23 protein-coding genes are annotated in these 23664 nt (G+C 67.3%); 7 read left to right on the forward strand and 16 right to left on the reverse strand.

The genetic code is table 11. The features are described 5' to 3' along the window. Nucleotides 1-206 precede the first annotated feature (206 nt). On the forward strand, nucleotides 207-866 hold the full coding sequence (locus tag KU884_RS18885) for a reverse transcriptase domain-containing protein (RefSeq protein WP_254432122.1): 660 nt from the start codon (nucleotides 207-209) through the stop codon (nucleotides 864-866). Next, nucleotides 790-1416: a reverse transcriptase domain-containing protein gene (locus tag KU884_RS18890; protein ID WP_254432049.1), complete on the forward strand. Its 627-nt coding sequence runs from the start codon at nucleotides 790-792 to the stop codon at nucleotides 1414-1416. The genes KU884_RS18885 and KU884_RS18890 overlap by 77 nt, the downstream gene beginning before the upstream one ends. Before the next feature lie 168 nt (nucleotides 1417-1584). On the opposite strand, the gene rsxG is transcribed toward KU884_RS18890, so the two are convergent. The 4 genes from rsxG to rsxB are packed head-to-tail and all read right to left on the reverse strand — an operon-like array spanning nucleotide 1585 to nucleotide 5390. After that, nucleotides 1585-2232 (reverse strand): electron transport complex subunit RsxG, encoded by a 648-nt coding sequence (rsxG, locus tag KU884_RS05540; RefSeq protein ID WP_254432184.1) that lies wholly within the window; start codon nucleotides 2230-2232, stop codon nucleotides 1585-1587. Continuing rightward, nucleotides 2229-3269, reverse strand: coding sequence for an electron transport complex subunit RsxD (gene rsxD, locus KU884_RS05545; RefSeq protein WP_167781681.1), 1041 nt, complete (start codon nucleotides 3267-3269; stop codon nucleotides 2229-2231). Before rsxD ends, rsxG begins: the two co-directional genes overlap by 4 nt. Beyond that, the gene (rsxC, locus tag KU884_RS05550) at nucleotides 3266-4822 is read right to left on the reverse strand and encodes an electron transport complex subunit RsxC (RefSeq protein WP_167781682.1); all 1557 of its coding nucleotides are present in this window, start codon (nucleotides 4820-4822) and stop codon (nucleotides 3266-3268) included. The genes rsxD and rsxC overlap by 4 nt, the downstream gene beginning before the upstream one ends. Before the next feature lie 10 nt (nucleotides 4823-4832). Beyond that, the gene (rsxB, locus tag KU884_RS05555; protein ID WP_167781683.1) at nucleotides 4833-5390 is read right to left on the reverse strand and encodes an electron transport complex subunit RsxB; all 558 of its coding nucleotides are present in this window, start codon (nucleotides 5388-5390) and stop codon (nucleotides 4833-4835) included. A gap of 1110 nt (nucleotides 5391-6500) precedes the next feature. Between rsxB and KU884_RS18895 the strand changes: the two genes are divergently transcribed. Continuing rightward, nucleotides 6501-7160 carry a reverse transcriptase domain-containing protein gene (locus tag KU884_RS18895; RefSeq protein ID WP_254432122.1) on the forward strand — a complete coding sequence of 220 codons (660 nt, stop codon included), beginning with the start codon at nucleotides 6501-6503 and terminating at the stop codon, nucleotides 7158-7160. After that, a complete protein-coding gene (locus tag KU884_RS18900) occupies nucleotides 7084-7710 on the forward strand; it encodes a reverse transcriptase domain-containing protein (protein ID WP_254432049.1) in 627 nt (208 codons plus the stop codon). The genes KU884_RS18895 and KU884_RS18900 overlap by 77 nt, the downstream gene beginning before the upstream one ends. A gap of 122 nt (nucleotides 7711-7832) precedes the next feature. Here the strand turns inward: KU884_RS18900 and rsxA are convergent, their stop codons facing one another. Beyond that, a complete protein-coding gene (gene rsxA / locus KU884_RS05565) occupies nucleotides 7833-8414 on the reverse strand; it encodes an electron transport complex subunit RsxA (RefSeq protein ID WP_167781684.1) in 582 nt (193 codons plus the stop codon). Nucleotides 8415-8591: 177 nt separating this feature from the next. Continuing rightward, nucleotides 8592-10616 (reverse strand): methionine--tRNA ligase, encoded by a 2025-nt coding sequence (gene metG, locus KU884_RS05570; protein ID WP_167781685.1) that lies wholly within the window; start codon nucleotides 10614-10616, stop codon nucleotides 8592-8594. Nucleotides 10617-10748: 132 nt separating this feature from the next. Here metG and rlmKL point away from each other — a divergent pair, with 132 nt between their 5' ends. Continuing rightward, nucleotides 10749-12911, forward strand: a complete 2163-nt coding sequence (gene rlmKL, locus KU884_RS05575) for a bifunctional 23S rRNA (guanine(2069)-N(7))-methyltransferase RlmK/23S rRNA (guanine(2445)-N(2))-methyltransferase RlmL (protein ID WP_167781686.1) — start codon at nucleotides 10749-10751, stop codon at nucleotides 12909-12911. A gap of 25 nt (nucleotides 12912-12936) precedes the next feature. Here the strand turns inward: rlmKL and KU884_RS05580 are convergent, their stop codons facing one another. Both KU884_RS05580 and KU884_RS05585 read right to left on the reverse strand, forming a co-directional pair. Beyond that, complete coding sequence (locus tag KU884_RS05580) at nucleotides 12937-13182, reverse strand: hypothetical protein (protein ID WP_167781687.1); 246 nt, start codon at nucleotides 13180-13182, stop codon at nucleotides 12937-12939. A 135-nt stretch (nucleotides 13183-13317) separates the two neighbouring features. Then, nucleotides 13318-13512, reverse strand: coding sequence for an oxidoreductase-like domain-containing protein (locus KU884_RS05585; protein ID WP_167781688.1), 195 nt, complete (start codon nucleotides 13510-13512; stop codon nucleotides 13318-13320). Nucleotides 13513-13569: 57 nt separating this feature from the next. Between KU884_RS05585 and dcd the strand changes: the two genes are divergently transcribed. Then, entirely contained in the window at nucleotides 13570-14136 is a 567-nt protein-coding gene (gene dcd / locus KU884_RS05590; protein ID WP_167781689.1) for a dCTP deaminase, read from the forward strand. A gap of 20 nt (nucleotides 14137-14156) precedes the next feature. Here dcd and KU884_RS05595 read toward each other — a convergent pair whose 3' ends face one another. From KU884_RS05595 to purM, 7 genes are all read right to left on the reverse strand, one after another. After that, a complete protein-coding gene (locus KU884_RS05595; RefSeq protein WP_167781690.1) occupies nucleotides 14157-14597 on the reverse strand; it encodes a group 1 truncated hemoglobin in 441 nt (146 codons plus the stop codon). A 9-nt stretch (nucleotides 14598-14606) separates the two neighbouring features. Continuing rightward, nucleotides 14607-15458, reverse strand: a complete 852-nt coding sequence (locus KU884_RS05600; protein WP_167781691.1) for a DUF3034 family protein — start codon at nucleotides 15456-15458, stop codon at nucleotides 14607-14609. A gap of 59 nt (nucleotides 15459-15517) precedes the next feature. Continuing rightward, on the reverse strand, nucleotides 15518-17896 hold the full coding sequence (locus KU884_RS05605) for a bifunctional diguanylate cyclase/phosphodiesterase (RefSeq protein ID WP_167781692.1): 2379 nt from the start codon (nucleotides 17894-17896) through the stop codon (nucleotides 15518-15520). 32 nt (nucleotides 17897-17928) lie between these two features. Further along, nucleotides 17929-18609 (reverse strand): methylamine utilization protein, encoded by a 681-nt coding sequence (locus KU884_RS05610; RefSeq protein WP_167781693.1) that lies wholly within the window; start codon nucleotides 18607-18609, stop codon nucleotides 17929-17931. Nucleotides 18610-18701: 92 nt separating this feature from the next. Beyond that, nucleotides 18702-19529 (reverse strand): DUF3034 family protein, encoded by an 828-nt coding sequence (locus KU884_RS05615; RefSeq protein ID WP_167781694.1) that lies wholly within the window; start codon nucleotides 19527-19529, stop codon nucleotides 18702-18704. Nucleotides 19530-19577: 48 nt separating this feature from the next. After that, nucleotides 19578-20246, reverse strand: coding sequence for a phosphoribosylglycinamide formyltransferase (gene purN / locus KU884_RS05620; RefSeq protein WP_167781695.1), 669 nt, complete (start codon nucleotides 20244-20246; stop codon nucleotides 19578-19580). Then, the gene (gene purM, locus KU884_RS05625; protein ID WP_254432185.1) at nucleotides 20243-21301 is read right to left on the reverse strand and encodes a phosphoribosylformylglycinamidine cyclo-ligase; all 1059 of its coding nucleotides are present in this window, start codon (nucleotides 21299-21301) and stop codon (nucleotides 20243-20245) included. The genes purN and purM overlap by 4 nt, the downstream gene beginning before the upstream one ends. A gap of 162 nt (nucleotides 21302-21463) precedes the next feature. Between purM and KU884_RS05630 the strand changes: the two genes are divergently transcribed. Further along, entirely contained in the window at nucleotides 21464-22516 is a 1053-nt protein-coding gene (locus KU884_RS05630) for a DUF2066 domain-containing protein (RefSeq protein ID WP_167781697.1), read from the forward strand. 53 nt (nucleotides 22517-22569) lie between these two features. Here KU884_RS05630 and KU884_RS19155 read toward each other — a convergent pair whose 3' ends face one another. Then, nucleotides 22570-23598, reverse strand: a complete 1029-nt coding sequence (locus tag KU884_RS19155; RefSeq protein ID WP_167781698.1) for a YdiY family protein — start codon at nucleotides 23596-23598, stop codon at nucleotides 22570-22572. Between the last annotated feature and the right edge of the window lie 66 nt (nucleotides 23599-23664).

Genomic DNA, 23664 nt, shown 5'->3' on the forward strand with positions numbered 1-23664 from the left:
GGGCGGCAGGCAGTCGGAGTCTCCCATAGTACCGGAGCAGCCGGGGAACGCGCCCCAGCGGACCCGGTGAAGGGGAAGGGGAGACCGTGTGAGTGGAGCTGTTGGAGGGACCGATGGCGGAGGCATTGGACTCTGATCTCATCTCAACGCGATGCCAACAGATAGCGGATCTGGCGCGGCGTCTTCCGGACAGGCCGCTTTTGACGTTGGCCCATCACATTGACGAGGCGTGGTTGCGTGAGGCGTATCGACGCACGCGCAAGGACGGGGCGCCGGGCGTTGATGGTCGCACGGGTGCCGCCTACGGCGAGGAGCTTGAGGCGAACCTGAGCTCGCTGCTGGAGCGGGCGAAGTCCGGGGCGTACCGGGCGCCGCCGGTGCGGGGCACCTCGATCCCCAAGGGTGACGGGAGCGAGCGCCGAGCGCTCGGCATTCCGACGTTTGAGGACAAGGTGCTCCAGCGGGCGGTGGCGATGGTGCTGGAGGCGGTCTACGAGCCGGAGTTCCACGAGGGCTCGTACGGCTTCCGCCCGGGACGCTCGGCGCACCAGGCGCTGCAGGCGGTCTGGCGGCCGTTGATGGCGATGGGCGGTGGCTGGGTGATTGATCTTGACGTGCGCAAGTTCTTTGACCGGGTCGACCATGGTCTGTTGCGGGAGGTGCTGCGTCGGCGGGTACGTGACGGCGTGCTGGTTCGGTTGATCGGCAAATGGTTGAACGCCGGCGTGCTGGAGGAAGGGCAGTGGCGCCAGCCTGGCGGGGCACCCGCAGGGCGGGGTGATCTCGCCGATGCTCGCCAACATTTTCCTCCACGAGGTGCTGGATACGTGGTTCGAGGACAGTGTCCGGCCCCGGTTGCGCGGTGAGGCGCACCTGGTGCGTTTTGCCGACGATGCGCTGCTGGTGTTCGCCTGCGAGAGCGATGCCCGGCGGGTGATGGAGGTGCTGCCCAAGCGTTTTGCGCGCTACGGGCTGGAACTCCACCCGGAGAAGACCCGGGTTGTGCGGTTCGACCGGCCCGGATCGGGCGGAGGACCGCACCCGGAGACCTTCGATTTTCTCGGCTTCACCCACTACTGGGGGCGGTCGAGGCGAGGGCGCTGGGTGGTCAAGCGCAAGACGGCGCGGGATCGGCTGCGCCGGGCCATGCATGCAATCGATCGTTGGTGCTGTGTGATGCGGCATCACCCCGTGGTTGAGCAGTGGCAAGCCCTGAACCGCAGACTCCGGGGCCACTACGCCTACTTCGGCGTGCGTGGTAACTTTGCAGCGATCGACCAGGTCCGCTCCCAGGCGATGCGCTCCTGGCACCGATGGCTGTCGCGGCGCTCGCAGAAGGCGGCGATCCCGTGGTCGGAGTTCTCCCGGTTCCTGGAGTGTTACCCGCTCGCCCGGGCCAGGATCTGCGCCACGTAGCGAAGCCACTCACACGAGGAGCCACTTGCGGGAAACCCGCACGAGTGGATCTGTGGGGGCCGGCCGGGTAACCGGCCGGCCTACCCGACGTCCGCTGTGCAAGACATGCAAGCCAAGGTGGCTCAATCGAAGCCCGAGCGGCGGACCTGAAGGTCCGCCCTACGGGTGCTACGTGTCCCCGGACTCCCGGCGTTCCCCGAGCAGTTCGTCCCTCCGGTCCTCGAAGACATCCAGCGCCCGGGCGACGGCCTGGATCACGGCCCGGGCGGTAATCGTGGCCCCGCTGATGCCGTCGAACTCACCACCCCGCCGGTGGACTGTCCAGCCCTCCCGGGGTGGATCGCCCAGGCTGCGATCCTCGAATCCCTCCAGCCAGTCGCTGCGGGCCGATTCAATGGCGTCCCCCAGGCCCGGTGTTTCCCGGTGGTTCAGCACCCGCACGCCGGCCACGCTGCCATCGGCGCGGATGGCCACCAGCAGTTCGATGGGACCGCTGTAGCCGTCCGGGGCCGTGACCGGCAGGATGACGGCCACCGGCTCGCCATTGTGGCGGGCGCGGTAGACGGTCACCGGTTCATCGGTCCCCAGCCGGCCGTCGTCGATGGTGATGGTCTCCTCGGCCGGGTTGTTGGTATAGGCGGCCGCCGGGAGGACCGCGTCCAGCTGCCGCAGCGTCTGCTCGTGCTGGCGGGTGTCGATGTGCTCCCGGGTCTGCAGATGGGTGAAGCTCACCACCGCCACCCCGGCCACCGCCACGGCCACCAGCAGCCCCACGGCCCGGGCCATGGTGCGCAACAGTTCCGCCGGCAGACTCACGAAGTACCTCCGCCGTGGCCGAAAATCCGCGGTCGGGTGTAGCGGTCCAGCAGAGGTACGGTCATGTTCATGAGCAATACGGCGAAGGCGATGCCATCGGGATAGCCGCCCCAGGTGCGGATGATCCAGGCGAGCAGGCCGATCCCCAGGCCGAACAACAGTCGCCCCCGTGGTGTCGTGGCCGCGGATACGGGATCCGTGGCGATGAAGAACGCGCCCAGCATGGCGCCACCGCTCAGCAGGTGGAACAGAGGTGACAGGTGCTGATCAGGATTGGCCACCCAGAACACCAGCGCCGGCACGGCCATGCCGGCCAGCACGCCCACCGGGATCTGCCAACGGATCACCCGCATCCACAGCAGCCAGGCACCGCCGGCCAGGAACAGCAGGTTGATCCACTCCCAGCCGCTACCGGCAAACACCCCGAACAGCGGCCCGCCGCGCAGCTCGCCGATGGTCAGTCCGTCGCCGAGCTCGGTGCGCACATGGTCGAGCGGGGTGGCGTGAGTGATGGCATCGACGCTGAGCCCCTCTGGCAGCCCGCCGGTGAGCATGGCACGCAGCGTCTCCAGCGGCCCGAGCGTGGTGTCGGCCATGAGCGTGGGCGGTAGCCACTGGGTCATGGCCTGGGGAAAGGCGATGAGCAGCACCACGTAGCCCACCATGGCCGGGTTGAAGGGGTTGTAGCCCAGGCCGCCGTAGAGATGCTTGCCGAACACCAGGCCGAAGGCCACACCCAGGACGGTTATCCAGGCAGGCAGCAGCGGTGGCAGGGCCAGGGCCAGCAACACGGCGGTAACGATCGCGCTCCAGTCGCTCAGGAACAGCCGCACCGGGCGCCCCCGCAGGCGCAGCATGGCCGTCTCCGTGGCCACGGCGGCGAAAACGGCCACCAGCACGTTCACCAGCACACCCCAGCCGAACAGCAGCGTCATGGCGGCGACGCCCGGAACCAGCGCGTAGAGCACTCGGCGCATCACCAGGGAGACGCTGGTACCGGCATGGATATGGGGCGCGGGTCCGCTTTGCAGGCTCATTGGTCGCCACCGCCCCCGCGTTTCCTGTCCCGGGCCCGGGCGATGGCGGCTTGAATTTCCGCCTTCTTGTCGGGTTTGCCGGTTGTCTCCGTATCACCTTGCAGGGCCTTCTTCTTGCGCCGTCGGCGCTCTTCTCGTTCTCGGCGTTCCCGCTCGAGACGCGCCTGCCGGAACGCGTAGCGCTGGCGGGCGGCTTCTGCCTCCTGCTGCTCCTGGTCGGCGGCGCGAATGGCGGATTTGGCGTGGCGGTAGATTCCCGCCAGCGGGATATGGCTGGGGCACACGTAGGCGCAGGCGCCGCACTCGATGCAGTCGAACAGCCCGTTCCGGCGAAGGTCATCGAAGTCCCGGGCGCGGGCGTGCCAGTAGAGCTGCTGCGGCTGCAGAGTCATGGGGCAGACCTCGGCGCAGTCGCCGCACCGGATACACGGCATGGCGGGCTCCCGCGCTGCGTCTGGCTCCTCCGTGGTGGCCAGGAGGCAGTTGAACCCCTTGGTCACCGGGACGTCGGCCGTCTCCAGGGTGAATCCCATCATGGGGCCGCCGACGATGAGCCGGGTCAGGCTGTCAGGGTTCGTGGCAGTGGCTTCCAGCAAGGTGCGAACCGATGTCCCCAGGCGCACCCGCAGGTTGCGGGGCGCACCGATGCCGGTGCCGGCCACAGTAATTATGCGCTCGGTGAGCGGTCCGCCCTGGCACACGGCCCGCGCCGTGGCGGCGGCGGTGCCGGCGTTGTGGCAGAGCACGCCCACTTCCGCCGGCAGGCCACCCGAAGGGACCTCGCGGCCGGTGAGGGTATGGATGAGCTGCTTTTCGCCGCCGGCCGGGTAGATCACGGGAACCCGAACAATCTCGATGGTGGTCGCGCCCTGCTGTTCCACCGCTTGTTCCAGCGCCTGCCGGGCGGTCAGTTTGTTGTCCTCCAGGGCGATCACGGTGCGGTCGGCGTCGAGAATGTGCGCCATGATCCGCGCCCCGGTGACCACGTCGTCCGCCCGTTCCCGCAGCAGCATGTCGTCGCAGGTGATCCACGGCTCGCACTCGATGGCGTTGATGATCAGGGTTCCGATGGCGCAGTCGGCCGGCGGGGTCAGTTTGACGGTGGTGGGGAAGGCGGCGCCGCCGAGGCCGGCGACGCCGCAGCCCGCGATGCGCTCCAGCAGGGTGGTGGGGTCCATGGCCTGCCACTCCGGCAGGGGCGGGTACGCGTCCGGATCGGTGCGGTCTTCGCCGTCGGTGGCGAGGACGATGCAGGTTTCCGGCAGACCGGAGGGGTGCGGCACCGGGCGCGGTTCCACCACCGTCACCATGCCGGAGGAGGGCGCGTGTACGCTGACGCCGAAGTCGCCCGGCGGGCGGCCGATGCAGGTGCCCCGGGCGACGCGGTCACCCGCTGAAACAAGGGCTTCCGCAGCATCCCCTCCGTGCAGGCCCAGTGGCACGACCAGTTCCTCCGGCAGGGGCAGCTCCATCACCGGGGCATCGGTGGACGCCTCCTTGTACCCCGCCAGGCGGATACCGCCGGGGAAGCCGAACAGGTCACCGATGCTCATGCCGTTGTCATCAGGAGGCCATGCGGTCGGGGGTGTTGTCCGGCAGGGGCCAGCGCCAGTTGCGGGTGGTGGTCTGCACGGGGACCATGTGGATGCAGTCCACCGGACAGGGGTCGACGCAGAGGTCGCAGCCGGTGCAAAGCTCTTCCACCACGGTGTGCATCTGGCGTTGGGCGCCGATGATGGCGTCCACGGGGCAGGCCTGGATACACAGGGTGCAGCCGATGCACCGGCTCTCGTCGATCCAGGCAACGGTGGCCTGGGTCTTGGCCTCGCCGTATTCGGCGTTCAGCGGCAACGGTTCACGGTCCAGCAGGTGGGCCAGGTCGCGGATGGTCTTCTCCCCGCCGGGCGGGCACTGGTTGATCTCCGCCGCGCTGCTGGCAATGGCCTCGGCATAGGGCCGGCACCCCGGGTAGCCGCACTGGGCGCACTGGGTCTGCGGCAGCAGGGCATCGATCTGCTCCACCACCGGATCGGACTCGGGCCGCAGTCGCACGGCGGCATAGCCGAGGATCAGGCCGAACACTGCGGCCAGGATGCCGATTGCCAGGATTGCCGTTGCCATCAGAGTGCGTCGATGCTACCGGATTCAATCCCCTATGATGGCATGTTGTGGGCGCGGCTTCAGCCACGACCATCCCGGAGCATCCATTGATCCCGTCGCGCCACCTTAGGAGCGGCGTAAGCCGCGACCATCCCAGGGCAAGGAGGATTGTCTCACCGTCGGATCCGTGCCTTCGATCCGGGGCCGCTGATCGGGTAATCCGGTCACGGACACGCCGCAAGTACGTCCCTGTAGGCTCGTCTCCAGCCGTCCATGGCTGGAGACGGTCCGTGACCGAATCACCCGATCAGCGGCCGTGCCAGCTTGATGGTGGGTGCCTTGGTTCGTCCGGCATCGAGCGCTCTGGGATGGTCGCGGCTTGCGCCGCTCCTACACGCGCCGTTCCAAGCGGGCCGGCGGCGTAGGGCGGACCTTCAGGAGCGCCAGGCGAAGCCTGGTCGCTTGGGATTGGTGGCATGGAGGCGGCCATGAAATTGCGAGAGGGACCCAGCGGGCCGTTGAGCCCGCCCGGTAGAGGTTGGCCACCAGCCGGAAGCGAGTCTTGCGCTGCAGTGGGTAACTGCTGTGGTGAAGCGTAGACAGCGAGTGTCCAGGCTGCGTGATTGAGCCCCGAAATCCGCGACATTGTGGGTGCCGACGGTGTCTGAAGACCGGAAGGCAGTAACGCTGCACTGTAGAGGCCTGGTGTGGTGTGCCCGCCGGGGTCCGAGAGCGGGGCATGGGCACACTGGGGTCCCCCAGGAACCTGGGAGGGCCTGTCGTCTCCGCCTAAGAAGTAGACGGTGCGGGCGACCGCTGATCCGCAGTCCGGGCCAGTGGTGGGAGCGTCCTCCTGCTGCTGGAGCGAAGGCTGAGGGCGCTGCGGCGGTATGGTGCTGCGAGGACAGCCAGAGCGGTGCCAGACGGGCGGCAGGCAGTCGGAGTCTCCCATAGTACCGGAGCAGCCGGGGAACGCGCCCCAGCGGACCCGGTGAAGGGGAAGGGGAGACCGTGTGAGTGGAGCTGTTGGAGGGACCGATGGCGGAGGCATTGGACTCTGATCTCATCTCAACGCGATGCCAACAGATAGCGGATCTGGCGCGGCGTCTTCCGGACAGGCCGCTTTTGACGTTGGCCCATCACATTGACGAGGCGTGGTTGCGTGAGGCGTATCGACGCACGCGCAAGGACGGGGCGCCGGGCGTTGATGGCCGCACGGGTGCCGCCTACGGCGAGGAGCTTGAGGCGAACCTGAGCTCGCTGCTGGAGCGGGCGAAGTCCGGGGCGTACCGGGCGCCGCCGGTGCGGGGCACCTCGATCCCCAAGGGTGACGGGAGCGAGCGCCGAGCGCTCGGCATTCCGACGTTTGAGGACAAGGTGCTCCAGCGGGCGGTGGCGATGGTGCTGGAGGCGGTCTACGAGCCGGAGTTCCACGAGGGCTCGTACGGCTTCCGCCCGGGACGCTCGGCGCACCAGGCGCTGCAGGCGGTCTGGCGGCCGTTGATGGCGATGGGCGGTGGCTGGGTGATTGATCTTGACGTGCGCAAGTTCTTTGACCGGGTCGACCATGGTCTGTTGCGGGAGGTGCTGCGTCGGCGGGTACGTGACGGCGTGCTGGTTCGGTTGATCGGCAAATGGTTGAACGCCGGCGTGCTGGAGGAAGGGCAGTGGCGCCAGCCTGGCGGGGCACCCGCAGGGCGGGGTGATCTCGCCGATGCTCGCCAACATTTTCCTCCACGAGGTGCTGGATACGTGGTTCGAGGACAGTGTCCGGCCCCGGTTGCGCGGTGAGGCGCACCTGGTGCGTTTTGCCGACGATGCGCTGCTGGTGTTCGCCTGCGAGAGCGATGCCCGGCGGGTGATGGAGGTGCTGCCCAAGCGTTTTGCGCGCTACGGGCTGGAACTCCACCCGGAGAAGACCCGGGTTGTGCGGTTCGACCGGCCCGGATCGGGCGGAGGACCGCACCCGGAGACCTTCGATTTTCTCGGCTTCACCCACTACTGGGGGCGGTCGAGGCGAGGGCGCTGGGTGGTCAAGCGCAAGACGGCGCGGGATCGGCTGCGCCGGGCCATGCATGCAATCGATCGTTGGTGCTGTGTGATGCGGCATCACCCCGTGGTTGAGCAGTGGCAAGCCCTGAACCGCAGACTCCGGGGCCACTACGCCTACTTCGGCGTGCGTGGTAACTTTGCAGCGATCGACCAGGTCCGCTCCCAGGCGATGCGCTCCTGGCACCGATGGCTGTCGCGGCGCTCGCAGAAGGCGGCGATCCCGTGGTCGGAGTTCTCCCGGTTCCTGGAGTGTTACCCGCTCGCCCGGGCCAGGATCTGCGCCACGTAGCGAAGCCACTCACACGAGGAGCCACTTGCGGGAAACCCGCACGAGTGGATCTGTGGGGGGCCGGCCGGGTAACCGGCCGGCCTACCCGACGTCCGCCGATCAGGGGTTTGATACGCCGCCCCCTACAACCGCACCAGCCCCGTGAAACCCATGAAGGCGAGGGACATGATGCCCGCGGTGATCAGCGCGATAGCCGCGCCGCGGAAGGGGACGGGCACATCCGCTACCGCCAGACGCTCCCGGAGGCCGGCGAACAGGACCAGCACCAGGGCAAAGCCGGCAGCGGCGCCGAAGCCGTACAACGCGGAAGCGATGAAACTGTGCTGTTGCTGGACGTTGAGCAGAGCGACCCCGAGCACGGCGCAGTTGGTGGTGATCAGCGGCAGGAAAATGCCCAGTACCTTGTGCAGCAGCGGGCTGGTGTAGCGCACCATCATCTCGGTGAACTGCACCACGGCGGCGATGACCAGGATGAAGGCGATGGTGCGCAGGTATTCCAGGCCCAGGGGTGCCAGGACGAGGGTATTCACCAGATAGCTGACCACGGAGGAGAGCGTGAGCACGAATCCGGTGGCAAGCGCCATGCCCAGCGCCGACTCCACCTTCCGCGACACCCCCATGAAAGGACACAGCCCCAGGAACTGGGTCAACACGAAGTTGTTGACCAGGACCGTGGCGACAAGGATGAGGGCGAGTTCGGTCATGGTTTGGCAACGACTCCGGTAGGGCGGACCTTCAGGTCCGCCGATCAGGCTTCGATACGCCGCCTTGGCCTGCCTGTCTGGAGACGGCGGACCTGAAGGTCCGCCCTACGATACTGAATGCCGAGGCGGTTCATCGAAGGCCGTCATGGTGGACCTGAAGGTCCGCCCTACGGTTGCCTACTTCACCCGCATTCCCGGCTTGGCCCCCGAGTCCGGCTCCAGGATGAACAGCTCGTCGCCGCCGGGACCGGCTGCCAGGACCATGCCCTCGGAGACGCCGAAGCGCATCTTGCGCGGCTCCAGATTGGCCACCATGACTGTCAGGCGCCCGCGCAGGTCCTCCGGCGCGTAGGCCGAGCGCAGGCCGGCAAAGACGTTGCGGGTCTCGCCGCCGAGGTCCAGGGTGAGTTGCAGCAGCTTGTCGGCGCCGTCCACCAGGGCGGCCTCGTCGATGCGGGCGACCCGCAGATCCACCTGGCCGAAGGTGTTGATGTCCACCGGATCGGCGATGGGATTGTCCGCCAGCGGTCCGTATTCGGCGGCGGTTTCCGCCTTCGGGGCCATGGTTGCCTTCGAGTCTTCGATAACGGCATCCACGTCGGCACGCTCCACCCGCGTTGCCAGGGCCTTGAAGCGGTTGATGCTGTGGCCCAGCAGCGGGGAGCGAATGGACTGCCAGTCCTGGGGCTCCAGATTCAGGAACGCCTCCGCCTCGGCGGCGATTTTCGGCACCACCGGCTTCAGGTAGACCATGAGCACACGGAACAGGTTGAGCGTCTGGGTGCAGATGGCCTGCACCTGCGGCAGCGTCTCGTCCTGCTTCGCCAGCACCCACGGCTGCGCCTCGTCGAAGTACTGGTTGGCCTGATCCGCCAGGGCCATGACCTCGCGGATCACCCGGGAGAACTCCCGGTTCTCGTACAGCTCGGCGATCTGCTCGCCGCGGGCCACGAACTCCCGGTAGACCTCGGGTGCCGGCAGTTCGTTTGCCAGCGTGCCGTCGAAGCGCTTGCTGATGAAGCCGGCGCTGCGGCTGGCAATGTTCACCAGCTTGCCCACCAGGTCCGAATTCACCCGCTGGGTGAAATCGTCCAGGTTCAGGTCCAGGTCATGGACGTTGCTGCCCAGCTTGGCGGCCAGGTAATAGCGCAGGTATTCCGGGTTCAGGTGATGGCGATACGTCGCGGCCATGATGAAGGTGCCGCGGGACTTGGACATCTTCGCACCGTCCACGGTCATGAACCCGTGGGCGCAGATCTTGGTCGGCTTGCGGAAGCCGGCGCCGTGGAGCATGGCCGGCCAGAACAGGGCGTGAAAGTAGACGATGTCCTTGCCGATGAAGTGATACAGCTCAGTGTCTGTGTCCGCGTTCCACCAGGCGTCGAAATCCTCGCCGTTGCGCTCGCACCAGTTGCGGAAGCTGGCCATGTAGCCGATGGGCGCATCCAGCCAGACGTAGAAATACTTGTCCTCGGTGCCCGGGATCTTGAAGCCGAAGTAGGGCGCATCCCGGGAGATGTCCCACTCGCGGAGGCCTTCCTGGAACCACTCCTCGAGCTTGTTGGCCACCTCCGGCTGCACGTGACCGCCGCGGGCCCATTCCTTGAGCATGTCCTCGAAATCCTGCAGGCGGAAGAAGTAGTGCAGGGACTCCCGTTCCTCCGGGGTGGCGCCGGAGAGCACGGACACGGGGTTGTTCAGGTCCGTGGGCGTGTAGGTGGCGCCGCAGGCCTCGCATGAGTCGCCGTACTGATCTGCCGCCCCGCAGCGCGGGCATTCGCCCTTGATGTAGCGATCGGGCAGGAACATGCCCTCATCTGGATCATAGGCCTGTTTGATGGTGCGGCTGTCGATATGGCCGGCATCGCGGTTGCGCTCGTAGATCAGCTCCGAGAGCTCGCGGTTTTCCCGGGAATGGGTGGTGTAGTAGTTGTCGAAATCGATGCCGAAGGCGGCGAAGTCCTCCTGGTGCTCCCGGCCGATCCGCTCGATGAGCTCCTCCGGCGTGATCCCGAGCTCCCGGGCCTTCAGCATGATCGGAGTGCCGTGGGCGTCGTCGGCGCAGACGTAGATGCAACGGTTGCCCCGGAGCTTCTGGAAGCGCACCCAGATGTCCGTCTGGATGTACTCCACCAGGTGGCCCAGGTGAATGGGGCCGTTGGCGTAGGGCAGGGCACTGGTGACCAGGATCTTGCGTTGCATGAAACCTCGACTCGCTGCGCTTGCGGAAAGGCCTGATTATGCCAGATCGGCTCCCGCGGGTGGCGGGTCACCGTTACCCGGCTGCCTGCCGGACGCGTACAATGCCGGCCTGACCAGTTAGAGGCCCCTGAGATGTCCAGCGAGCAGCATCATTTCGTCGCCACCTGCCCTGGCGGGCTGGAAGGGCTGCTGGCCGATGAGCTCACTCATCTGGGCGCCCTCGAAGTCAGCCGTCAGCAGGGTGGCGTCGGCTTCAGCGGCCCCCTGGAGCTGGCGTACCGCGCCTGCCTCTGGTCGCGGGTGGGCAACCGGATTCTCCTGCCGCTGGCGCGGTTCGCTGCCGCCGACGCCGAGGCACTCTATGCCGGCGCCCGTGAACTGGACTGGACCGCCATCATGCGGCCCGGATCGACCATCGCCGTGCGCTTCGGCGGCATCCGGCCCGCCGTCGGCCACACTCACTACGGCAGCCTCAAGGTCAAGGACGCGCTGGTGGACAGCGTGCGCGCGGCCACCGGAGAGCGTCCGGATGTCGACGTGGAGCACGCCGACCTGCGCGTGCACGTCTACCAGGTGGGCGAGGCGGTGACTCTGTCCCTGGACCTGTCCGGGGAAAGCCTGCATCGGCGGGGCTACCGCCGTCCGGGTGGCATGGCGCCGCTCAAGGAGAACCTGGCGGCGGCCATGCTGTTGCGCGCCGGCTGGCCCGAAATCGCCGCGGCGGGTGGTCCGCTGGTGGATCCCTTCTGTGGTTCAGGCACCGTGCTGGTGGAGGGCGCGTTCATGGCCGGTGGCGTGGCGCCGGGGCTGCTGCGGACCCACTGGGGGTTCCTGGGCTGGCAGGGGCACGATGACGCCTGCTGGAAGGATCTTGTCGACAAGGCCCTGGAGCGGCGGGAACAGGGCTTGCCGCAGGTACCGCCCATTATCGGTTACGACCACGATGCCCAGGCCGTGCGCACCGCACTGCAGACGATTGCCGACGCCGATCTCACCGGTACCGTCCACGTGGAGCGGCGTGAGCTGGCGCGGCTGGCGGCGCCGGCGAAGGCGAACGCGCCGGGGCTGGTGGTCACCAATCCGCCCTACGGCGAGCGTCTGGGCAGTGATGCCAGCCTGGTGCCGTTGTACGCCCGTCTTGGTGACGTGCTGCGCCGGGAGTTTCCCGGCTGGACTGCCATGGTGCTCAACGGTGCCGGCGCAGAGCTCGGGCTACGGCCCGATCGCCGCTGGTCGGTGCGCAACGGGCCCATCCAGTGCAGCCTGGAGCGCTTCGTGCTGGGGGAAGCCGATCGCAGCCCCGCCGCTGGCACCGGCGAAGGCGAGGACGATGCGGCGGCGCCGCTGGTCAACCGGCTGCGCAAGAACCAGCGCAGACTCAAGGGCTGGCTGAAACGCACCGGGGTGAGCTGTTACCGCCTCTACGACGCGGACATCCCCGAGTACGCCCTGGCGGTGGATCGCTATCAGACGCTGGAAGCGGGCTCGTGGCTGCACGTGCAGGAATATGCCGCGCCCAAGTCAGTGGATGCCCGTGACGCCGGCCGGCGCCTGCGGCAAGCCCTGGGGGCGTTGCCGGCTGCAGCGGACGTGGCACCGGAGCACGTGACCCTCAAGGTGCGCCAGCGCCAGAAGGGGAAGGCGCAGTATCAGCGCCAGGGCCAGGAGGGGCAGTATTACACGGTGGAAGAGGGCAGTGTGCGGCTGTTGGTCAACTTCACCGACTATCTGGACACCGGTCTGTTCCTGGACCACCGCCCGGTGCGGGAGTGGATCGGCGCCAACGTCTCCGGCCGGTCGTTCCTCAATCTGTTTGCCTACACCGGCGCGGCGACCGTACACGCGGCCCGCGGCGGTGCCAGCCATACCACCAGCGTCGATCTGTCGAAAACCTACCTGGACTGGGCACGACGTAACCTGGAGGCCAACGGCCATGACGCGGGCAGGATGCACCGGCTGGTCCATGCGGACTGCCTGGAGTGGCTCCGCGAATCCGCGGGGCACGGGCGGGACACCGGCTACGACGTGATCCTGCTGGATCCGCCGAGTTTCTCAAATTCCGCGCGCATGAAGGCGACTCTGGATGTGCAGCGGGATCATGCCGGGCTCATCCGGGCGGCCGCCCGGATGCTGAGCGAGGACGGCGTATTGATCTTCTCCACCAACCTGCGCCGTTTCCGCCTGGACACCGACGCCCTGCAGGGACTGCGTGCGGAGGACTGCACCGACTGGTCCATCCCGCCGGACTTCCAGCGCAACCAGCGGATTCATCGCTGCTGGTTCATTCGTCGCTGAGGCGTGACAGGATGTCCCGGTTTCCTTAATCCAGCTTGAGCCGGGCGTCTTCCAGGGAGAGCTCGGTGTCTTCCACGTAGACCGAGATCTGAGTCCCGCGGGTGGTGTTCTCCATGACCTGGTAGTCGAGTTGCTCCAGGTCGCCGCTGATCACGTCGCCCACCGCGAGGGCGTCGTCTTCCAGGACCCCGAGGATGGAGTATTCGCCGTGCTCCGTCTTGATGGCGACGACGCCGTCGTCGGCATTGATCAGCGCCACTGTTCCTTGCATGGGGTTCTCCTCTGTCTGCCCGCGGGGGCGGGCGTCGGGCTGGATGCTTGGCCCAGCGCATTCTGTATCGGGGACGGCTCTACCTTACGGTCCCCGGCATGCCAGGTCCAGCGTGGAGCAGGCGGCGTGCGCGGCTTATCCCTGGTCTTCTCCGTGGCGCTCCCGCCAGCGGGCCAGAATCCGTTCGCACCGGGCCTCCCAGCGGTCTACGGCATCCTCCCAGAGTTCGAACACGCAGGGGTCGCAGCTGTTGTTGCAGCATTCCGAAGGGTCCGGCGGCTGCGGTCTGGGCGGCAGCCTGGGGCCGTCTTCCGGAGTGTGTTCACTCATGCGTTGGCTCCCGAATGTCGTGGGGGTACAATCCGCCATTTGCTCCGGGGGTTGGGAATGTCCGTCAAGTCAGACAAATGGATCCGGCGCATGGCCCAGGAGGGCATGATCGAGCCGTTCGAGCCGGGCCAGGTGCGCGAGTTGCCGGACAAGGGCAAGATCATCTCCTACGGCACCTCCAGCTACGGCTACGACGTCCGCTGCGCCGGTGAGTTCAAGATCTTCCATAATATCAACTCCGCCATTGTCGATCCCAAGCAGTTCGACGAGAGCAGCTTCGTGGACGTGCAGTCGGACGTGTGCATCATCCCGCCCAACTCCTTCGCCCTGGCACGGACGGTGGAGTACTTCCGTATTCCCCGTTCGGTGCTGACCATCTGCCTGGGCAAGTCCACGTACGCCCGCTGCGGCATCATCGTCAACGTCACGCCCCTGGAGCCGGAGTGGGAAGGCCACGTGACTCTGGAGTTCTCCAATACCACGCCGTTGCCGGCGCGCATCTACGCCAACGAGGGTGTGGCGCAGATGCTGTTCCTGGAATCCGACGAGATCTGCGAGGTCTCCTACAAGGACCGGGGCGGCAAGTACATGGGCCAGAGTGGTGTCACGCTGCCACGGTCCTGAGCCCGATCGTCTCGCCGGCATTACAGCCGGATGATGTCCCCGCGCATGGCGGCCAGTTTCGCCAGCAGTCGGTTCTGTGCTGACACCGGCACGTGCTGGTGCTCCATGACCTCGATCAGGTTCTCCACCAGGGCGTTGAAGTCTGCTTCGGTGATGTCGCGGCCGCGGTGCACGGTAACCATGTCGTCGCCGGAGTAGGTGCAGGGGCCGCCGCTGAGCTCGCAGATCTGCTCGGTGAGCGTGCGCTCGAAACGCGCCACGTCGATGCCCTGGAACTGGTCGACGATCCGGGCGTCCTCGGAAATGCGGAACAGCAGCTCCTCAACCATGCGCTCGATGCCGTCCCGCTCGCCGAGGGCCTGGTACAGGCTGTCGTCCTCCGCCGGCTCCGGAGCGCTGGTACAGGCACCCAGAAGCAGAGCCAGAGCCGCCAGTACTACTGCGCTATAACGTTTGATCATGATGATCTCCTAGAAGCTTCCCTGAGCGGAGAGGTACAGCCCCTTCTGCCCGGATAGCCCGCCGATGCGGCCCAGGTCGGTGAGGGCAGCGGCCACGCCCAGGGACTTGTTCGGGAAGTAGGCGATGAATACGTCGTGCCAGTCGGATTCGCCGAGCCCGAGGTTGTCCGGTTTGGCGCGGTACTCGTAGCCGATGGCCGTGCGCCGGTCCAGGAACAGCGCCGCCGAGCCCTCGAGCTGCAGCTCACGGCTGTCGTTTTCCGGACCGCCGAAGCCCAGCAGTCCCAGTTCGTTGCCCCGGGTGCCGCGAACAGTGGCGTTCAGGAGCACGTTGCGGCCGAACGCCGCACCCAGGAACAGGCGGGAGACGGCGACGTAGGCGTCCCAGTCGTCCATGCGCTCGGCGCCGAGGGTCTCGCCGATGTCGTCGCCGCGATTGCGCTTGTGCTGGATGCCGACGGCAATCTGTGGAACGGCGGTATACACCAGGTCGCCCGCGACCCGAAGTTTCGCCCCGATGATGTCCTGTTGCAGCGGGTTGTCCAGGGGGGCCTCACCGCGGGATTGGGTCAGGACCTGCCGCGCCGCGGACAGCTCCAGGCGGTTGCCGAACGTCACTGCCGCGCCGGCGGCGTTGAGCTGGTAGTCCGCCAGATTGGCGTGGGTGATGAACGCGGTGCCGCCGACCTGCTCCGCAGTGCCGTAACCGGCCAGTACAGCCCAGGGCACGATGCCCCCGCCTGCGCTCCCTTCCAGTTGCGTCAGCCCGCCGGTGGCCAGTAACTGGCCACCGGCGGTCGCCGTGCCGCTGCATACCGCCAGCGCCAGCGCGAAGCTAGTACGCCTCCCCCATCCGCCCATAACGGGTTCTCCTTGTGTTGGTGAGTATCGCGGTTCGCCTTGTCTTCCGGCCTCGTCTCTTAACGCCGCCCGCCACGCTGCTCTCTGGCCGGCTGGCCCGCATTCTCGTCCCGTTCCGCCATCCACGTGTTCAGGGCCTCCGCCGCCATCGGCCGGGCGATGCCGTATCCCTGCCCGATGTCGCAGCCGAATCCGCGCAGGGCTTGCTGGATCTCCGCGTTTTCCACGCCTTCGGCGACCACCCGCAGCCCCAGCCGGTGCCCCAGCTCGATACTGCTCCGCACGATGGCGATATCGGCGTCATTGAGCTCCATGACGAATTCCCGGTCGATCTTGAGTTCGTGGACCGGAAGGCGCTTGAGCTGGCCGAGGAAGGCGTAACCGGTGCCGAAATCGTCGATGGCCAGCTGAACTCCGAGCTCCCGCAGGCCCCCCAGTGTGGATTCCGCCGTGGCGGGGTCGTGGGTCAGCGTGGTCTCAGTGACCTCTAGCACCAGTGCGGCTGCAGGCACGGCGTGAGTGGCCAGGGACTGCACCACGGCGTGAAGCAGGCCCGGATCACCAAGATCCCGGGCGGACAGATTGACCGACACGTGCAGGTCACGCCCCGCACGACGCCACTGCGCGCACTGGTCCAGGGCCTGGTCCAGCATCCAGCGGGTCAGGGTGCCCACATGACCGCTCTGCTCGGCCAGTGGAATGAACTCGTCAGGGGGGACGCGACCCAGCGTTGGATCCTCCCAGCGCATGAGCGCCTCCAGGCCCAGCAGGCGCCCGTCGTCCAGGGCGATCTGTGGCTGAAACAGTGCGTGCAGATGCCCCGCCTCGGCTGCGCCGGGCAGCGCGGCGATGAGCGCCAGCCGACGGCGATGGGCTTCATCGTCACCAGGCTGGTAGCTCGCCAGTGCGGTGTCGGCGCCCCGGGCCCGCGTCAGCCCGAGTTCGGCGCAACGGAGCAGGGTGGCGGCGTCGGTGCCGTGTTCCGGAAAGCGGGCCAGGCCACCCTGCAGGCTCATCTGTACCTGGACGCCACGCAGGTGCATGGGCGCGCCCAGCGTTCTCAGGAGGCCGCGCAGGCGCTCCTCGTCCCAGCTCCGGGTGTCGCCGTCGATGGTCAGCAGGAATTCGCGGTTACCGAGGCGGGAGCCGAACAGCACCGGATCACCCACCGTTTCGATGCGCCGGGCCATCTCCTGCAGAACGGCATCGCCGATGCTCTGCCCGAGCTGGTCGTTGATGCTGCGGAAGTCAGCGATACGGAAAACGACAACCAGCAGTTCCTGACCCGTCGCCGCCCCGTTTGTGCGGTCCTGCAGGAGATCCAGGGCATGGCCGCGGTTGGGAAGCCCGGTCACCGGATCGTGACGTGCCTGATGGAGAATCTGGGATTCGCGCTGTGCTATGGCGCTCTGCATGCCGTCGAAGGCGTCGGCGACCTGGCGGAACTCGGCGTCGCGCTGCCTGGCCACCGCCGTGGAGTAATCGCCCGCTGCCATGCGCGCTGCGGCATCCGCCAGGGCGTTCACCGGGCGGGTGAGGCGACGGGCAAACAGCGTACCGGCCAGGAGCGTCGCCAATAGCGCCGCCCCGGCGATGGCCAGTAGCTGGTTGCGCAATTCCTGGTATGGGGCCATGGCAGCGGCGACGGAGCCCTGGAGGATGGCGGTGACGTTGTTCTCGACGCCGAGATCCTGCGTCAAAGTGAACCAGTCACTGCTGCCCAGGGGCAGAACGTCGCCCTGCATGGCCAGCGGCCACGTTCCCGTCAGAGCGTCGGTCAACGCCTGTCGCGCGCCCTGGGGCAACGTGCTTGCCAGATAGGGTGCGCCATCGTGGGCGGCAACGGCAAAGCTCACCTCAAGCCCGGTGACATTCGCCAGATGCCGCGCCAGCGGGGCGTCCAGCTCGAAACCCAGCGCCGTCCAGGCAACGTGCTGTGGCGCTCGCACCGGGACCAGTACCAGCTGCACCGGACGATTCTCCAGCACCACGATGGCGGCGGCCTTGCCGTCGGATTCCGCCCGTTCCAGCAGTTCGGGGAAGGGGAACCGGGCGTTCCGCTCGCCTTCGGCGTCAGCGATCATGTCGCCGTCCACGGAGGCAACCATGGCGGCATCCGCGCCGATGCGCCCCCCGTGGTTGCGCAGGGCGGAGGCGATGGTCGGCGCGTCGCCGGAGGCCACGGCTTCGCGGAAGCCGAAGTCGTCCGCCAGCAGTTCGGCGTTGTCGAGGAGCTGTTCCTCGCGGGCGGCCACCAGGGACTGGAACACGCGGCCACCCACCGCCAGTTCCTCACGGGCCTGTTCTTCGATCGAGGCTGCGCTGGTGGTGAGTACGGCCGCGGTGGTCACGCCCAGCGCAGCCACCAGCAACCCCACCAGCAGCAGGATCAGGCGGGTGCGGAATCGCGGTGGATTTTGGTCTCGTTGGTCTCGCATCACGCGGTTGCCCCGATGAGTCACCGACAGCGCTAGTCGAACCGGTCCTGCAGATTGCGGCGACGATCGCGCAGACCGCGTGGCTCCGGAGGTGGGGTGTCGGTGACATTCATGGACGCAGCCACGCGTGTGTCGCCATTCATGTCCACCGTCATGCCCATGTCATCCTCACCGAGCTCCGGATGCCAGACCCGCAGGGTCGCTTCCGGGTCGTCGGGAACGCCGTCCAGCCGGATGACCCCGTCGTCGTCAGCGTTGCCGAATACCGGTGTGTCCACGATCAGCAGATAGCCGATCATGTGGTCGTGAATGTTGCAGCCGAGGACCACCACGCCGGCGGTGTCGAAGTGAATCGGTCGCGGCGCCTCGTCGGCGAACAGCCGCAGTTCGAAGGTCTTCGCCTCGGAGAAGGAAAACACGTGGTGGCGGACCTGGTCGTTGTTGGGGAAGCGAACCGAGGTGCCGCGCCGGATGGCCTGTGCATGCGGCAGGAATTGCTGATTCCGCTGGTCGACCTCGCCCTCGGGGCGCGCGTCGTCATCGACGCGAACGCTCAGTTCGGAGGACTCGACATAGGCGACGGCGTCGCGGAGTGGTTCTCCGTCAGCGCCGGTAACCGACAGGGTGAGGTTGCCGGCCCGCAACGGCTGGAGGGCGATGACGGTGGTCATGACAACGGCCGCAAGCCCGCGACGGCCAGAGACAAGTGTCATGCATCGCTCCTTTTTGAGCCGGATTGAGCGGACACGCTAGCACGGTGGGATGGAGCCTCCCACGGCGGCTGACGGGAGATGTGATCCACTGCTCAGAAGCCCCCGCGCAGGGTCAGGAACGGTCCGTCCTGGCGGGGCGCGCCGGCCATGCGACCCAGATCCATCCAGCCAGCGCCGAATTGCACCTCCGGCGTTATCGCGTAGCTCGCATAGGCAGCCCACCAGGCGTCACCGGGATCATCCGTGAGGTAATCCGGTTGCTGACGGTACTCGCCGCCGACATGGACGGACCGGGAGAGCGCGGCGTGAATCCCGCCCTCCAGTTGCACGGTACGGCTGTCGCCGTCGGCGCCACCGAACCCGAACAGTCCCCCGGCATTGGCGCGGGTCCAGCGGGCGCCGGCGTGGAAGCGCACGGCGCGGTCGCCGCCGAGACGCTGACCCGCACCCACCGTGGCCAGGGCGTCCCAGTCATCCCGTCGCCGGGGTTCTGCCGCACCCAGACTGCCTTCCAGACCAAAATCGCTCTGGCGGCGGTAGCTGACGCCGAGGCTGGCACCTGGTGCCAGCGGCCGGCGGGCGGACCCCAGCAGCCGCACCCGGGCGGCGAAGACATTCTGGCGCACATCGTCACTGCTACCCACGCCGAGATTGGGCTGCGAGGCGCTGAGTTCCCAGCGGTCGTTCACCACCAGGCCGGCGCCTATCGAGGTGAACTGGAAATCCCGCAGGCGGGCGTGAGTGATGAACGCGCGGCCGCCGAGGTCGTCGGTAGGTCCGTTCAGACCGGGTGCCGGTGTCAGCACACCCCCGGTGCCGCCGTCCACCGGGGCTGGCAGTCCGCCGCGGAAGGGCTGTGCCGCAAGAGTCCCGCTGGTCAGGCACAACACCAGAACCACGTGGATGCATTTCAGGGCCATACCGAACTCCCGCAGTGGTTACTGATGTTGCCCCGCATTGAGGAGACATTACGCGGGCAGCGGTGTTTCCGGTCCGATTCGCACCGGCGCCTCCAGCGGGCGGCCGTCCAGCATGGCGGTGTCGCCGTCCAGGCGCAGGCGCCCCTCGGCGCACCAGCGCACCGCCAGCGGGTAGATGCGATGCTCCTGCTGCTGCACGCGGGCTGCAAGCTGCTCCTCGGTGTCCTCCGGGAGCACGCAGACAACGCCCTGGATGATCAGCGGCCCGGCGTCCAGGGCCGGGGTGACGAAATGCACGCTGCAGCCGTGCTGCTCATGGCCCGCCTCCAGGGCACGCCGATGGGTGTGCAGTCCGCGGAAGGCCGGCAGCAGGGATGGGTGAATGTTCAGCATCCGGCCGCGGAAGTGCTCCACCAGACCGTCGGTGAGGATGCGCATGAAGCCGGCCAGGACCACCAGCCCGGGCGTGTGGGCGTCAATGCGCTGCTGCAGGGCCGCGTCGTAGCTCTCGCGGTCGGGGAACTCGCGATGATCCAGGGTTTCCGTGGTGATCCCGGCCGCCCGGGCGCGTTCCAGGCCGTAGGCGTCGGCGCGATTGCTGATCACCGCGCGGATGACGATGGGCAGTTCGCCGGACCGCTGGCCGTCGATCACTGCCTGCAGGTTGCTGCCGCTGCCGGACACCAGAACCACCACCGGCAGCGGTGCTGCCTTCATGCCCCCTCCTGGAAGCGGACCCGGGCCTCGCCGGCCGGTTCCACATGACCGAGGCGCCAGGCATTTTCGCCGGCGCTGCGCAGGGCTGCCAGCGCCGTTTCCAGTTCTGCCTCCGGCACGCACATCACCATTCCGACGCCGCAGTTGAAGGTACGCAGCATCTCGGCGGTGGCGACGTTACCCTGCTGCTGGAGCCAGGTGAATACCGGCGGCCAGGTCCAGCTGTCGGGGTCGATCACCGCACCGCAGTGATCCGGGAGTGTCCGCGGGAGGTTCTCCGGCAGGCCGCCGCCGGTGATGTGGGCCATGGCGCGCACGTGGACTTGCCGGCAGAGGGCCTGGACGCTGCGGGCATAGATTCGGGTGGGAGCCATCAGTGCGGATCCCAGGGTGCCGCCGTCCAGCTCCTGATCCAGCCCGGCGCCGCTGTGTTCGATTATCCTGCGGATCAGCGAGTAGCCGTTGGAGTGGGGCCCGCTGCTGCCCAGGGCAATGAGTGCGTCGCCCTCGTTCACGCGGCTGCCATCGATGATGTCGGCGCGCTCCACGGCGCCGACACAGAACCCCGCCAGATCGTAGTGGCCGTCCGCGTACATACCGGGCATTTCGGCGGTTTCGCCGCCGATCAGGGCGGCGCCGGCGTCCTCGCAGCCGCGGGCGATGCCCTCCACCACCGTGGCGGCCACGTCCACGTCCAGCCGGCCGGTGGCGTAGTAGTCCAGGAAGAACAGCGGGTCGGCACCGCAAACGATGATGTCGTTGACGCACATGGCCACCAGGTCGACGCCGATGCCGTCGTGGCGCCCGGTCTCGATGGCGAGCTTGAGCTTGGTGCCGACACCGTCGGTGCCCGAGACCAGCACCGGCTCGCGGTAGCGATCCACCGGCAGGGCGAACAGGCCACCGAATCCGCCCAGGCCGCCGAGCACTTCCGGGCGCTGGGTGCGGGCCACAGCCGGGCGGATGCGGTCGACGAGGCTGTTGCCGGCGTCGATGTCCACACCGGCGTCGCGATAGGTGAGGCCGTCGCCGGATGGCGTCGTGTCGGAAGCCAAGGCGTTTTCTCCTAGCATTGGGCGGTGATTCCTGATCAGGCGCGTATGGTAGCCCATCGGCCGGCGCTGAGCATCCGGCGTGACCGGCGTGGTATTGTCTCGCTAATTCACTTTTCAGGACATGTTGTTGAACCGGTAGCGTTCCCCAACTGCGAGGAATTCATGGGAAAACGGTTGTTGTGTCTGCTTCTGCTGTGCCTGTTCCCGGCTCTGGGGTTCGGCGCCAGCAGCATGTTCGATGCCCGTGTTGCGGTGGACAGCCAGTCCGCCGATGAGCGGGATGACGCCACCCGGGAGGGGTTGCGCGGGATATTGGTGCGGCTTACCGGGCTGGAGGTGCCGGAGCAGCATCCGGATCTGTCGTCCTTGCTCGGTGACCCGGGGCGTTTCGTTCAGCGGTACGGCTACGACGACACCGATGATGGACTGGAACTGATGGTTCGCTTCGATGGTCCGGCGATCCAGGGGCGGTTGGTGGAGGCGGAAGTGCCCATCTGGTCGGTGGACGCGCGGCCCCGCACCATCGCCTGGGTGGCCATGGACCGGGGCGGTGACCGCCGCATCCTTGGTGGTGATGAGAGCGGTGAACTGCAGGACGTTCTGCGCCGTGCGTCCAGCGCTGCGGGTTTGCCGCTGTTGTTCCCGCTCATGGACCTGGAGGACCAGCGTGCGGTCAGCTCCTCGGACATCTGGGGTGGTTTCCGTGGACCGGTGGTTGACGCCTCGGAGCGGTATGACGCCGAAGCGGTTCTGGTTGGTCGGGTTGCTCGCCGGGGTGACGGTTGGCGTATGCGGTGGGCCATGTTCTGGGAAGGCGATTCCCACGAGTGGACGGTGGAGGCGCCGGACCTTGAGGCGGGGCTCGCGGATGCCGTGAACCAGGGTGTGACCCAGTTGGCCAGCTTGCATGCGCGTGTGCCGGACCCCGACGCGGTAGGGAGTTTTACCCTGCGTGTGCAGGACATCAACGACCTGCGGGGCTACGGTGAGGTGGCGCAGTATCTGGCGGGATTGCGTGACGTGGACGCCGTGGAGCCGGTGCGGGTCGGCGAGCGGGAAGTTGATTTCCGTCTGCGGATCCAGGGGCTGACGGACCGCACCCTGGAGCGCCTGCGCAGCGGCCGCATGCTCACTGAAGTGGAGGACGCTTCGGGGAATGATGACGCCGATGGAGACGCCCTACGTCCCGATTACCTGTTCCGGTTCGGAGGCTGAGGCCCGCCGGAGCCGCCATTGATGGCGGCACCGGCGGGCCTGATCGCCGGATCTTACCAGCTGTAGCCAGCGGTGAGTATGTACGCGGTGTCAATGCGGCGATTGTCCAGCGGGGGCTGGTTCTCGTAGTCCACATTGACCTGGAATGTGCCCGTCATGCCGATGACGAACGGGAAGCGTACCCCGGTGCGGCTGCTGATGACCACGTCCTCGGTATCCTCGAGATTAACCAGACCGGTCTGGCTGTGGAACAGACGAATGCCGTTGCCGGCGAAACGTTCCTCGTAATCGATGCCCCAGCGGCCGGCGGGGTTGGACTCGTTCTCGTCCTCGTAGCGATCCTCGTTGACGTAGCTGACGCCCAGTTCGGCAGAGAGGTTGCGCGTCGGGAACTCGAAGAACTGGTAACCGAGGCCAACACCCACCGTCGACCGCAGGCGCAGGTCGCGGAAGCGGTCACGGGCTAGCGAGACGTTGCTGTTGAGGTAGAACCGGTCCGAGACGAAATGATCGTAGCGCACGGAGCCGGAGGCATTGTCCACGGTTTCCTCGCCGCCTTCCTCGGAACGGTTGAAGTCGGCGGCGAAGCGGATGCGGTTGACGTCGGTGCGGACCGTCGCGTCGGCGGTGCCGCTATAGGTCTGGCTGCGCGTGTTGCCGTCGGTGACGCGGACGCCCAGGCTGATATTGCCGGTGGTCCTGACCGGCTGGCGCACCGGGGTGTCCGGGCCGGTGCCGCGCTGAATCGCGGTGACCGGGAACGTGACCGGGTCGGTGAACTGCTCGCTGTCCAGGCGGATCTCGCCGTCTTCGCCTTCCACGGCCCGACCTCTGACCTCGGTGCCGTCTTCCATCAGAACCTGAATGATGTCATCGGTGCGGAGTTGCGCCACCAGGTCGAGGGGATACGATAAGGTCTGGTCTGCATTCTCCGGCTTGAAGCTGACCTTGCCGCCTTCAATCTCCACGAAAGTGCCGGTGATGCGGTCGCCGTTGGTCAGTACCAGCGTGTCGGCCAGGGCCCCCTGGGCGCACAGCGCGGCGATCAGGGAACCACTCAGGAACAGGTTTCGGATGCGCAAGGGAACGGCTCCTTCTGGCAAGGTATGAGTGTGGATCGAAAACCTCGTCGGCGTCGTGCGGTACAG

Origin of the sequence: Aquisalimonas sp. 2447 (assembly GCF_012044895.1) — a bacterium.
GTDB lineage: Bacteria > Pseudomonadota > Gammaproteobacteria > Nitrococcales > Aquisalimonadaceae > Aquisalimonas.

Coding starts and splice junctions, on each gene's coding strand:
- KU884_RS05585 (WP_167781688.1), bottom strand. CDS start 13,512: ATGAGTGAACACACTCCGGAAGACGGCCCCAGGCTGCCGCCCAGACCG.
- KU884_RS05615 (WP_167781694.1), bottom strand. CDS start 19,529: ATGGCCCTGAAATGCATCCACGTGGTTCTGGTGTTGTGCCTGACCAGC.
- rlmKL (WP_167781686.1), top strand. CDS start 10,749: ATGTCCAGCGAGCAGCATCATTTCGTCGCCACCTGCCCTGGCGGGCTG.
- KU884_RS05580 (WP_167781687.1), bottom strand. CDS start 13,182: ATGCAAGGAACAGTGGCGCTGATCAATGCCGACGACGGCGTCGTCGCC.
- rsxB (WP_167781683.1), bottom strand. CDS start 5,390: ATGGCAACGGCAATCCTGGCAATCGGCATCCTGGCCGCAGTGTTCGGC.
- KU884_RS05605 (WP_167781692.1), bottom strand. CDS start 17,896: ATGCGAGACCAACGAGACCAAAATCCACCGCGATTCCGCACCCGCCTG.
- KU884_RS18890 (WP_254432049.1), top strand. CDS start 790: ATGCTCGCCAACATTTTCCTCCACGAGGTGCTGGATACGTGGTTCGAG.
- dcd (WP_167781689.1), top strand. CDS start 13,570: ATGTCCGTCAAGTCAGACAAATGGATCCGGCGCATGGCCCAGGAGGGC.
- KU884_RS05595 (WP_167781690.1), bottom strand. CDS start 14,597: ATGATCAAACGTTATAGCGCAGTAGTACTGGCGGCTCTGGCTCTGCTT.
- rsxA (WP_167781684.1), bottom strand. CDS start 8,414: ATGACCGAACTCGCCCTCATCCTTGTCGCCACGGTCCTGGTCAACAAC.
- purN (WP_167781695.1), bottom strand. CDS start 20,246: ATGAAGGCAGCACCGCTGCCGGTGGTGGTTCTGGTGTCCGGCAGCGGC.
- KU884_RS05630 (WP_167781697.1), top strand. CDS start 21,464: ATGGGAAAACGGTTGTTGTGTCTGCTTCTGCTGTGCCTGTTCCCGGCT.
- KU884_RS18900 (WP_254432049.1), top strand. CDS start 7,084: ATGCTCGCCAACATTTTCCTCCACGAGGTGCTGGATACGTGGTTCGAG.
- rsxC (WP_167781682.1), bottom strand. CDS start 4,822: ATGAGCATCGGTGACCTGTTCGGCTTCCCCGGCGGTATCCGCCTGGCG.
- KU884_RS05600 (WP_167781691.1), bottom strand. CDS start 15,458: ATGGGCGGATGGGGGAGGCGTACTAGCTTCGCGCTGGCGCTGGCGGTA.
- rsxD (WP_167781681.1), bottom strand. CDS start 3,269: ATGAGCCTGCAAAGCGGACCCGCGCCCCATATCCATGCCGGTACCAGC.
- metG (WP_167781685.1), bottom strand. CDS start 10,616: ATGCAACGCAAGATCCTGGTCACCAGTGCCCTGCCCTACGCCAACGGC.
- KU884_RS05610 (WP_167781693.1), bottom strand. CDS start 18,609: ATGACACTTGTCTCTGGCCGTCGCGGGCTTGCGGCCGTTGTCATGACC.